General features: G+C 49.7%; 5 protein-coding genes and 1 tRNA gene. 4 read left to right on the plus strand and 2 right to left on the minus strand.

Going from position 1 to position 12,180, the window contains the following annotated elements:
- The first annotated feature begins 110 nt into the window (after window positions 1-110).
- A tRNA-Lys gene (locus IE055_RS11260) sits at window positions 111-186 on the plus strand.
- 415 nt (window positions 187-601) lie between these two features.
- Here the strand turns inward: IE055_RS11260 and IE055_RS11265 are convergent.
- Window positions 602-3,811, minus strand: coding sequence for a C25 family cysteine peptidase (locus IE055_RS11265; protein WP_189400962.1), 3,210 nt, complete (start codon window positions 3,809-3,811; stop codon window positions 602-604).
- A gap of 410 nt (window positions 3,812-4,221) precedes the next feature.
- Here IE055_RS11265 and IE055_RS11270 point away from each other — a divergent pair, with 410 nt between their 5' ends.
- A complete protein-coding gene (locus IE055_RS11270) occupies window positions 4,222-4,836 on the plus strand; it encodes a MarC family protein (protein WP_189400964.1) in 615 nt (204 codons plus the stop codon).
- Window positions 4,837-4,963: 127 nt separating this feature from the next.
- Window positions 4,964-8,494, plus strand: coding sequence for a cytochrome c peroxidase (locus IE055_RS11275; protein WP_189400967.1), 3,531 nt, complete (start codon window positions 4,964-4,966; stop codon window positions 8,492-8,494).
- 79 nt (window positions 8,495-8,573) lie between these two features.
- Here the strand turns inward: IE055_RS11275 and IE055_RS11280 are convergent, their stop codons facing one another.
- Complete coding sequence (locus IE055_RS11280) at window positions 8,574-10,475, minus strand: carbohydrate-binding module family 20 domain-containing protein (protein ID WP_189400971.1); 1,902 nt, start codon at window positions 10,473-10,475, stop codon at window positions 8,574-8,576.
- Between the two features lie 273 nt (window positions 10,476-10,748).
- On the opposite strand from IE055_RS11280, the gene IE055_RS11285 reads away from it, so the two are divergent.
- Window positions 10,749-12,134 carry a vWA domain-containing protein gene (locus tag IE055_RS11285; protein ID WP_189400973.1) on the plus strand — a complete coding sequence of 462 codons (1,386 nt, stop codon included), beginning with the start codon at window positions 10,749-10,751 and terminating at the stop codon, window positions 12,132-12,134.
- Window positions 12,135-12,180: the final 46 nt, after the last annotated feature.

Genomic DNA, 12,180 nt, shown 5'->3' on the forward strand with positions numbered 1-12,180 from the left:
AACCAGTCGAAGACAAGATAATCACGCCTCACTTTTTCGCTGTCCTAGTCAGCGGCAAGTGGTACAGCGTAAATCAGAAAGCATTGATTCAACGCTGAGTATTTTGAGAGGGGCCGTTAGCTCAGTTGGTAGAGCATCTGACTTTTAATCAGGTGGTCGCGCGTTCGAATCGCGCACGGCCCACCACTCAAATACCCATGACCGCCGACTGGCGGTTTTTTTGTGTCTGTTGGAATTTGTTCAGAGCGATGGGGCCGAGGTTGTCAGCGCGCGGAGTAGGTCCGCATGCCACTTCCGTGTTGGAGGGCGGGCTATTTTTCGTAATAGTAACTGAATACAGGTACCGAAATAGGGATTGCGGTATTTTTAGACAGGCCACAGCGGTCCGAGAGGGCGACGTAATGTACGCCGTTTGCAGTCAAAAGCTTGGCTGAATCAAAGCCGATCTTGCCGATCGTATGGTTAGGAACTGAAGTGCTATGTGAGCGTCCACGTACAGTACGACAGAAGCGCAGAGAGATTAAGCTGAGTGTGGCAGTGAAGTTACCAATCCGTTAGTGTACTAAGTGCCAAGTTGTAAGCTTGGCACACGTATCTGATTTTACCTCTCTAGCGACTTTGGTATCTCAATGGGAGCGGGTTCAGTTATATCCGGCGTATTGAAACTAAGTGAGGGATCACTCAACAAAACCCAGTTATAGACCGTAGCTTGATGGCCTAGCCCCTGTGCATGAGTGGTACGTTTGGCCTCCAGCGTAGCTTCACCGATGCTTTTGCCTTTAACCGTCATATTGTGCAGTACCTGGCGGGCAAAGTTCTCGTTGTCAATTGGTTTGCTCAATAGTGCCGGTGCCAGTAGTGCGACTGCACCAGCGGCGTTATCCACCAGCAGCAATTCGGCGAGCGATTTGGTATACGGCGTTTCGTAGTATGTTGTATAGCATGCTAGGGGCATCATGATGCTGGGTTTTTGCGTATTTGTCAGTAGATCGGCTACCGCTGCGTTCATCAAACTTTGTTTGCCCCAGGTGTTGGGAGAGCCGTGTCCATTGAAAATGGTTAAGGCATGGCCATCGTTAATAGAGTCGGCTATTCGTTGGCGCGTCGTGCCGAGAAGTGTCGATTGGTCATAGGCGGGATCGCCAACGTAGTCGTCCATGTGAATTCGTTCGATGCTGGTCCAGGGCTGAGATACTGTGCCAAGCGATTGCAGCAGTCGTTCGCTGGAGGGCGTGAAATGATTCAGTGCTTCGGCTTGCTCGGCGATAGAAAGCACCGATAGCGAGTCTTTGAGACTGCCTTCAGCATGCCAAGCCAACGTTTTATCGACAATGTGTTTGAGTTGAGTTTGGTCTTTTACTGGCCACCGACCGATAGCACGGTCTGGCGCACCGTCAAAGTCGAAGTCAACAAACGGAACAGCAGTGGGGATCTGTCGGGATAAATTTTTACCTTCTCTATAAAAACTCGGTATCAAATTCAACGGCGCATCGTTTGCGGCATTGTTATGGTTAAAACCGCGATAGTTGTAGGTATGATTGCCAACCAGTAAGACGTACTGGAATGGCGATTCGAGCGCTTGCGTTTGCAGATACTTCTGAATGGCGATGGGCAGTGGTTGTCCGTCACTATATAGGTCAAAAATGTCTTGAGAACTGACGATTTTGGTGCGCCGTCCCATTACTGATTGTGCTGCGACAAATCGATCCAGGTCTGGCCCAATCAATGACGGGTGCGCAATGACAACGTAATCAATCTCATCCAGTGCCATGCTTTTTGCTGTGGGGGTCACCGCGAGATTGATCGCTGAGACGTGCTTGAACCCATTGGTCGCTGCGATCCAAATCCCGGGGGTCACACCCTGTTGAATTTTGGGTGGAACGTTTACCAAGATAGCGTCATTTGCTATCCGCCGGACGCCGAGTTGTGAAAAGTTCCCGCTGGTGTCGAACCCAAAGGCTTGAGGACGAGACCCTGACGGTATGGTTACTTGTTGTAATTCATGCCCTGGTTGTGCCCGCAGAACTAGTGAATCATCAAGCATGGTGGATGGCTGTTGGAACGACACCGAGGCGTCGATAAAGTAAGCAGCGTCCAGGTTGAGTCCATTGTCGGGTATGAGTTCGAATTCGACCGTATTCTCGCCTGGCGTAAACTGGTCCACTACGTCGATCTCAATATTGATGGGGTTGAAGCCGTCGGCAAAACCCTCATGCACGGGTTCCGGGTGTAGGTTTCGATTGACGTATATTTTGTAGTGGTGGTGAGGTTCGGGTTCGCCGTCACCATCGACATCGATCCCGGGAAAGTCAATTCCGCCTAATAAATTAAGCTTGAGTTGAGCAGCTTGCGCCGTCAGGACTGTTTCTGGAATTGAAAAATTGATCAGTTTGCGACCGGTCTGACGATAGGCTTGTATTGGGCTGTCGTACCAAGGCTGGTTCCCAGGCAGTATGAATGAATAGAGTTTGGGTTCGCCGACCAGCAGCGTGGTGGTCATCTGAGCTGACGCATTGGCCAGATCGCGCCTTTTGGGTGCGCGTGTTTTCTTTATCGGAATAGCGTTGTCAGGATCGAGGGATATTTTGTACACCGCTTGGTCTACATAGCGAGCGTTTTCGGGATCAACTGGTTTGGCATAAAAAATTATGCTTGAACCAGGTCCAAATTTCTTAGAGTTTTTCGATCGGGTGATAGAGCGAGGAACGCCGACATTATTGCGTGTCACGGCAATTTTACGTCGCGGCACACCGGTCAGGTCTAAGCCGGCGTCAAGCAATTCTTGATGCGAAATTTGGTACACACCTTCGCCTTGCGTGGAGACTAAGAATGGTTCAAAGTGAGTTTGCCGGTTTCTGCGGGATTTGCCTTTATTCTGACGCCATTTACCGTTCAAGAGCGAGAATCCAGCGTTGCGCATTGAGCGCGCGAAAGTTTGACGTTGGCCGGTCCAGTCGACGACGGCTGGAATGGTCTCTTCGCCATATTGCTCGCCAATGTCGAAGGGTCCAAAGAACTCTTCTTCGCCTGCTGAAGAAACCGAGGAGATACCAACTGCGGTAATCTCACCATCAAACTGTGTGAGATCGAATTTGTGCCGGTAATTTTGCGGGCTGGTGGAGTCGAATTGTCGGCTCGCTATCAGTGCTGGGTTAAGTTGAACCCAGTCTGAATTGATTTGTCCCCAGAGGTCAAATCCTAGATTGAAGGCTTCGGTAGCAGTTTGCCATCGAGCCACTAAATACTTTCCGCGTTGTTGTGACGTGAATTGGCTCAGGACCACAGGCACTGTGGTTAAATCCAGACACATGCCGGATGAAATGATTGTGCCGGTGTCTTGGCCGGCATTGTCGGTCACGTCGATGCGCCACACGCCAGCCGGAGCCTGACCGTTAAACGCGCTGAGACTACCATTGGGGCTATGTGTGCCGGTGATCGTCGGGACTGCACCGGCACACTGGTTTTCGATCGCCGTTGCAGCACCATCATCCAAGGTGGCATTGATGTTGTTTCCGGAACAGCCATACGTAGCCGGTGGGCGTCCTGGGCGGTCAATTAATGTGACTGTGGTGCCCAGAGGGCTAATCAAACGTACGATCAAGTCGCCGACATAGGTATGGTTTATTTGTGCTAGAAAATTTAGGTCTGTGATGTTGTTCGTGTAGGCTGGCGGGACCGTAATAAAGACGGAAGCAGTTGCCCCTGGCGTGGCTGAACCGCTTCCGTCCGGGATGGCGGTATTCGGGCTGGTTGAGCAAATCATGGCGGCGCTTTGGCCGGCGAAACACGCGGCCATAGAAGCCAAAATCATGACAGTAGCAGTTTTGATGCGTAAACACGCGCACGACTTGAGCACTCGTAGCAGTGCAGAGATAAAGACCATGTCTCCCCCGGTTATTTTCGGTACCCAGACCCACATCCAGTGTAGCAAATGTCGAATTTATTTGACACTTACTGTGAGACGATAGGTTTATCAACCTTCAAGACAACAGGGCTCTCAGTACAGGCAACACCGACGTGCTTGAAAAATTAGGCGATGACGGTGCGCATTTCAATTCTTTCTTAATTCTTAGTTGCGCATTATTACGCGGTGTAGCGGTGTACACGCGCGCAGCATACTGCTCAGTCATAGGACTTGAAATCTTACAATTTGCCACTATGTTTTAAGCTCGGCATGTCTTGCCACACGTATTCCGATCGACCCTTATTCTACTTGCTAGCATGATTGATTTTCTTGCGACGTTTATCGCTTTTTTTGCGGTCATAGACCCTATTGGCACCATCCCGGTATTTGTTGCCGTCACGTCACAATACGACGTCAAAACCAAGCGACGAATCGCCAGGATGGCGAGCTTAGTGGCTGCGACAATTCTGATCTTCTTTATCGTGGTTGGGGAGTACATCTTGAAAGCATTGTCGATTCCTTTACCGGCATTTCAGATTTCCGGCGGTATCGTGCTGTTTCTATTCGCACTGACCATGATTTTTGGTGAAAGTAAGCCGGACGAAGAAATTAAATTGTTGCAAGAAGACCATCGCGAAACGGCTATCTTTCCACTTGCCGTTCCTTCTATCGCGAGCCCAGGCGCCATGTTGGCGGCTGTGTTGCTGACTGAAAATTCCCGCTTTAGTGTATGGGAGCAAGCGCAGACAGCATCCATGATGTTGGCCGTGGTATTGATTGCTTACGTGTTGATGCGTTTGGCTGGCAGCATTACCAAATTGATTGGCACCAGCGGGGCGAGCGTGGTGAGTCGAATTATGGGCTTGATACTGTCTGCTATTGCAACCACGAATATTTTGACGGGCCTTGCCGAATATTATAAGCCGTTGTAATTGAGCATTAATTATTCGGATACTAAACAAATGTAAACGGAAATTTGATGGTATGCTTTTACCTCCCTACGACTCACTGCGACGTTAGAAATTAGTGTCGTAATCATAAAGACATGGAGGTATCCCTTTGCGCAAATCTATAAAATTTTCTTTGGCTTTCCTAATTTGTTTTTTAGGCGGGCAACATGCTTATGCACAGACCTTTCTTGAATCAAACAAACAAGTTTGCATTTTTTTGAACACGGAGCAGAAGTGCCCGATAATCGTTAACTGGAATTATGACGGCAATGATGAAGCCTGTGTTTACCTAGAAGGTCAAAGTGTGCCTTTAACATGTGAAAAAGGCGTGCGTTTTACCTTTTCAGATACACCGGTCAATGGGGTAGTCAAGCTCGAGTTGCGAGTTGGCGCAAGTAACAATTACCCGACCACGGTGCAATCGTTGACACTTATCGGATTGGAGAACGGCGCATCGCCAGAAGTTGGTGCGGCTGAAAGGGTTAAGCTTGATTACGTAAAAAAGCACGGGTTGGGTACTGGTGTAAGTACAGCATCTTGGGATGGTAAGTTATTTTTCTATGGGCAAGGGAATATAACATGTGATCAAGGGCAGAAGAAGGCCTTCATGGTAAGGGTGTTTCGGCACAAAAGACTGGCAATAGATCAAGGCAAAGTGGATTTTCAAGATCCAGATCTTTTTTCCGCCCGGCATAAAGTGGCATGTCCCGAGGACCTCCATGTGGAGAATGTTGGTACGAAGATGTCTGTGTACCCGCATCCTAGTTTGAAAAAAAACCCGTACAAGTCCAATGCAAGCGGGTCCGCTGATCCAAATGGTACGCATATGACTTATCTCTTTTATGCCATCATGAGTACACCAAGATACGGGGTTAACGACGAAGATGGGAGTCAAGATGAGAGTCAACACTATCTGAATGCTAATACAAATCAGAAGAAAACGATTCTAGGCAAATTCAGGGGTCAGGTTATCGTACAAGACCCCGACACAGAGCATGCTTCAATCGCATCAGCCACGCATTTGTCCCCCGCGGCTGCTTTAAAAATTCAAAGCAGAGCCAATACCTCTGACCCATATATATATGGCTATGAGCACTCCGTGTCGCTCGATGGGAGCCTGATTGTTTACAGTGGCAACCCCTATCCCGCGGTGCGGCCTGGTTACGGAGGGATGATTTCTTACGTCTATAGTAAAAACCAGTTCATAGACGATACATGGTCCGTGCCGGAAAACTTGGCGGATATGTACACCGCGCACGGCGCTGGGTCAGCGAATGAGTCGCTGTTTAGTGGCAACCAGCGCTTCTCTGAGCGGTTTCCGATCGCGGCTCAGCCTATCGAGGACTACGCCGGTAACGTGGCACCAACATTGTTTGGTGCATACCCTTGGGTGAGTTTCGATGCGTCAGAAGTCGTATTTTCATCGGTACCGAATTTTTTTGGTGCGCGTCGACAAGGTACACTGATGGTCGGTGAACGAACGGGTTGGATTCTCACGCATGTGGATGGGGATACGAACTTGGTGCGCGGCAACCCACTTGTCTCGGGTTATCCACCTAAACCCAGATTTAATACAGCGCCCAAGTCTGACGAAGACATTGCTTTAGACATTGCTACACGCGAGGCTTACAGAGAACTGACGATTCCATCTCTAGGTGGTACTGAGACAATTCAGTCAGCCTATCAACAGGTATTGTTAGCGCCCGTTGGCTTGTTCGGGTCAAGTTGGTCGCCATTTGCGGAAGAAGTGAATTCAGTTTTACCGCTTAACCGAAATAAAAACTCGTATGGTTTTTTTGTGACTGGTGGAAATAAGTACGTCGAAATGCCGTTGATCGACAACTTTGATGATCTGCTGATTTACTACCCCATGAATGAACCAATTGGATTCAATGAGACTGATATCGACTACTTTGTCGAAGGGCTTGAGCTTGGTCAGCTTAGACGTAGCGTCAACACAAGGCATTTTAATGAGTATGTCGTGTCGGAGACAGCGGATTATTCTAAGTTTCATCATACCGGTACGTTCACTGGTTTTGTTGATCCGCTACAGAGCGCGCAAGAGACACCAATTGGCTATCCATTCGAAATTAATGATGTGGTTGATACTTGGGCAGCAACTTGGGAGACAACTAAAGAATTAAAAGATGGGCAAGACGGATACTTTGGGAATGCCGTCACGATGAAGAAAGGGTCACGAGTGGAAACCACGCTGAAGCCTCAAGCTCGGCAGCAACTGTTAGACGCTCAGGAGTTTACCATTGCATACTGGTTGAGCAGGGGTGGTGCTCTGTTGCCGACTCAAGAACCAGACTCACCTATCACGGGGATCAGCGGTTTGTTTCTCCATTGGATGTATGGCGATACCCTCACCTTTCGGCTTTTCACTTCTGACCATCCGTTCAGTTCTCTTGGGAGTGCGCATTCTCACTCGGTCGTTATGACCGAGCCATGGAATCATTTTGCGTTCACCTACAAGGCACAGGTTCTGTCTTTGTATTTAAACGGGGAGCTAGTTAAGTCCGTCAACATCAGTGGAAGCTTGGCTGAACCAAATTCCATGATAGCCACGTTTGGTCCAGGTGGTTCAGACTCCGTAACGATAACGCAATTGCAGATGGACGAAGTGTATTTGTATTCTCGCGCCTTGGAGGCGGACGAGGTGGAGCGGTTGGCTGGAATCAAGAGAGTCCCAACTACGAATAGTGGCATACAAACCGCAAGCCAGTTTTCCGATCTAGCACAGGAGTTCACAAGTTTGCCTAGTGGAGAAGATCAAGCAATTCGTGATCTGGGCGAAGCCTTATTCAACTCGCCACTGTTGTCAGCAAATTTGTCGATGAGTTGTGCCTCGTGTCATAAGCCTGCAGAGGGGTTTGGCGATGGTGATGTTGACAATGATGGTATAGATGATGCTGTTTCGCAGCCATTTCCTGGTGGTCAACTTTCGCGGAACACGCCGCCTCTGATGAATCTCCTATTTGGTAACCACTTTTTCTTTGACGGCAGAGCAGCGTCACTCGAAGAGCAAGTTCTGCACCCAATATTGAGTGAAAATGAGTTAGGAAATCACCTTGATCCTTCTGCGGTTTTGGCGCGCATCATGACACCGCCGGCAAATCAAAATGGTCCCGCTTTCGAGGAGTTTAACCCGGAGTTTCTGAGTATCTTTGGGCGGGATGTGAACTATACAGATTTGTCTCTAGTGTTGGCGAGGTACATCCGGGGAATTCAGACGCAAACGCCGGTGCTGCCACTCACTGCGGAACAACAGCGTGGTAAAGAGGTATTCTTTGGTCATGCAAATTGTGTGGCCTGCCATGCTGGGCCGAACTTTTCCGATAATCAGTTTCACGACATTGGCTTAACCGACACTGACTCTGGGTTGGGTGGTGTGTCAAAACAGCCGTCAGACGTGGGTAAATTTAAAACCCCGTCCCTGTGGAACGTGGAGTTGACCGCGCCGTATTTTCATAATGGCAGCGCGCAAACACTCGACGACGTTGTCCAACACTATAATCTGGGTCTAAGAGGAGCAAATACATCGGCTTTTATCCGACCGTTAAAATTGAACGCTCAGCAAAGATCGGATCTTGTCGCCTACCTGCGGTCATTGCAGACGCCGATTGATGCCCACTAGCAGACGCTAGACCGGCATACGAGTGACAAGGTGCTTTGGAACACCTTGTCACTCCTTACATTTTAGCTATTGCGAAAAACTAGAACGATCCGCTGGTGCCGGTTGCTGCGGCGCTCAATGCGTTGTTAGCACCGTTTTGCCATTCAACGCCGCCGCCGGATTCGAGTCGTTTGATGCACTTCCATTCCATGGCCTGGTTATCGGGCAGGGTGATCGTGCCACTCCAAGTTGGGTAGGCGGTCGGGTCCAGCTTGATTGCGTTGCTCGGATTCCAGCTGCCAAGCTGACTACTGCTGCCGACCACGTAGACGCTGGTGCCGAAGTTGGTGTATCCATTCTGACATGTGAAATTAACTTGTCGGTCACTGCCACCAATCACACCACCGAGTTTGGCGTCTTTATGGATCGCTAGGGCGCTGTTGCGTGTGGTCAGATTAACGTTGATTTGCCCGCCGCTCACGGTCACGGTGTTACCGGTGCAATTGCCATTAACAAACTCACCGCTCAGTATGTCGCAGTAGTCACCGTCTGGCATGCCAGTGGTTAATTGCTGATTCAGCGCAAATGACTCGTGGTTGATGGCGATGAACCCGTGACCGTTACGACCAAAGGCGATTTGGTTGCCGCCGTTATCCCACCAGTGTGTCTGAGGCTGATTCGCGGTCGCTTTACGGAATGCCACCATATTGGCAATACCGGCCCAACGATGCTCGCAAACCCAACCTTCGGTGCCGCCTCGGTTGGGCCCATAGGGCGCGTCACATCCGCCGGTTGGCGAATTAGTGGGCACATTGGGACGGCTGACTGATCGATCTTCATTGCCATAGAAGTAGTAACTCGACATGACTTTTGGGTAGCCGTATGGTTGAGCTAATTGGTAAACCTCAGCAATATAGTTCAGCCCAGCCTCGTCATTGAAGTCCACCACCCCAAAGCGACCGTCGCCGCGTTGATCGTCGTGGTTGGAAACAAAGATCACTGCCTTGTCGCTGGGGAGCATGCCCCAGGCGGGCGTGCCGATAGTTTGCAGGTCCGAAAGTTTACCGTTTTGGCCGAAGGAGGGTTCGTATAAGCCTTGAAATTTTTTACCCAGATTTTCTGCCCATTGAAACTCGGTGACGTCACCGATACCGATGTATTCGGTCGCTGCGATCGCTTCTTGGCCAGGATTTTTATCAATCACTTCCTGAAAAATATACACTGGTGTAGTGGTGCCGGTGATTGGGTTTAGGCGTGACACAATATTTTGGATATCGGCCGGTTCCATGTGTTTGGCTGCATCAATACGATAGCCCTTAACGCCCATGGCCGTCAGTCCGTTCAAAAAGTCAACGATGCGCGAACGAACGTTTTCAGAGCCGGTTCTCAAGTCATCCAAACCAACTAGATCGCAGTGACGAACATTGTAGGCGTTATTTGAATAATCACTACCGCTGATCTCAGGTTTGCCGCAGTTATTAAAGTCACTGTTGGTATAAGGGATCGCAGGGTAATTATTCTGCGTGGCAAATCGGCCCATGCTGCTGGCTATTCCGTTTCCACCATCGCCTGCCATATGATTAATAACTGCATCAACATAGACGTCAACGCCGGCCTGATTGCACGCGGTGACCATATCGCGAAATTGCTGTTCGGTGCCGCTACGTGTGTTACCGAGCGAGTAACTCATTGGCTGATAGCGCAACCACCAAGCATCCTCGTCTACGGCATTGTAGTCTTTTGAAACGTGCTCCTGCGGTGGTGGTACCTGTACCGCTTTGTAGCCTTTCGGGCCTAGGTATTCGGTGCATTCTCGCCCGATATCGGTCCAGTTCCACTCGAATAAATGCACAAAGGTGTCACCATTCGATTGTGCGTTGGCGTTTAGGCAAATGGTCGACATGGCCGCCAAGGTGAGTGCGTTGCGTAGCCAATGCGGCTTGGTGTAGGGTGTATTCAAGGCTTGCTCCTGATTTGTATCTCTGGTGGTTATGGCGGTCATAACTCTAGACTATGTTTGGGGTGCTTGGCGTCGATTGCATACGTATTCAATTCGCTATTTGCCTATGAATACGTATGCAGATAAATACAAATGACGTTTAAAAACAGATGCTTGCCTAAATAGATGCGTCATCGAACCGTGCCTACTTGGGCCGTAGATAACCATTTTTTACATAATTTTTACATGCTTCTTAAATTTGTCTGACCAGCCAGAACCTGATTTTTAATACGCTGTGGATAACTTAAACAGCCTACTCAATGAAGGAGTACGAACATGGTAAAACGAACAATGACTTTGATCGCAGGCTTGCTGGTCGCGATGATGGCAAGTCTCTACAGCGACATTAGCACCGCCAAGCGTGCAGTGAATATCAGTTACAATGATCAGGAGGTAGTCGTCAAAAGTGGCTTGGCCACGCCCGTAATGGAAGCGGGTCGCACGCAAAATGCCTACTTGCGGGTATCGCTCACTGGGTATGAAATGTCCGAGAGCATAGAGCGCCCACCGTTGAACGTGGCAATTGTGCTGGACGAGTCTAGTTCGATGAGCGGCGAGAAAATAGCGCGTGCCAAAGAAGCCGCGATCCTAGCGGTGAGTAAATTGTCGGCCAACGATGTGGTATCGATAGTGACTTATAATAGTACGGTGAACGTTCTCGTACCGGCCACGCGGGTTACCAACAAGTCACGGCTTTACGACGCAATTGAAACTATCCGGGCCAACGGCAGCACGGCGCTATTCGCAGGCACCAGCAAGGGCGCGTTTGAAGTGCGAAAGTTTTTGGACCGAGAGCGCGTTAATCGCGTGGTGCTGCTGTCCGATGGTATGGCAAACGTGGGACCAGATTCACCGTCGGCGTTGGGGCAGCTAGGTCGCTCTTTGGCGAAAGAGGGGATGAGTGTCTCGACGATTGGACTCGGTCTGGGTTACAACGAAGACTTGATGACACAGCTGGCGAATTATAGCGACGGTAATCACCAGTTTGTGGAAAACTCTGCTGACCTAGCGCGCGTATTTGATCGTGAGTTCGGCGATGCGATGTCCGTGGTGGCACAGAATGTCGAAATTGAAATTGTGTGTGATGAAGGTGTGCGCCCGATCCGGATCATTGGACGCGACGGTACTATTATTGGAAACCGGGTCGTCACGACGGTAAATCAACTTTACAGTGCGCAACAGAACTATGTGGTGTTGGAGGTTGAAGTTCCTGCCAGTGACGCTGGAGTGAAACGCAAAGTCGCCGATGTCCGAGTCAAATATAATAATATGGCGTTGCAAAAAACCATGACGGCGAAGAACCAGATCGAAGCCAGTTTCACGGCATCGGAACAACGCGTTAAGGAGTCAATTGACCGCAGTGCGTACGAAGCGGCAATCGAACAGGTAGCGAATGTCGAAGCTCGAAGGGCAGTTGAGCTGCGGGATCGTGGTGACGTTGTCGGCGCACAAAAGGCTTTGCGTTCCAATGCGCAATTATTGGACGAAGCGGCGGACCTGATTCAATCACCTAAATTGGAACGTCAATCACAGGAATCGCTGGAGGAATCTGAGGTGGTTAGTGAAGATGACTGGAATAAAAATCGTAAGATTTTAAAAGAGCGAACCTACAAGCGGTCGAAACAACAGCCCTATTCGAGTCGCTCGGGATCGCCGAACTGAGCCTGGGGTGCGTGTGCTACTATTTCGTGTTCTGGTAGCCCACGTG

Origin of the sequence: Arenicella chitinivorans (assembly GCF_014651515.1) — a bacterium.
Classification (GTDB): Bacteria; Pseudomonadota; Gammaproteobacteria; order Arenicellales; family Arenicellaceae; genus Arenicella; species Arenicella chitinivorans.

Coding starts and splice junctions, on each gene's coding strand:
- IE055_RS11265 (WP_189400962.1), bottom strand. CDS start 3,811: ATGATTTTGGCTTCTATGGCCGCGTGTTTCGCCGGCCAAAGCGCCGCC.
- IE055_RS11270 (WP_189400964.1), top strand. CDS start 4,222: ATGATTGATTTTCTTGCGACGTTTATCGCTTTTTTTGCGGTCATAGAC.
- IE055_RS11280 (WP_189400971.1), bottom strand. CDS start 10,475: ATGACCGCCATAACCACCAGAGATACAAATCAGGAGCAAGCCTTGAAT.
- IE055_RS11285 (WP_189400973.1), top strand. CDS start 10,749: ATGGTAAAACGAACAATGACTTTGATCGCAGGCTTGCTGGTCGCGATG.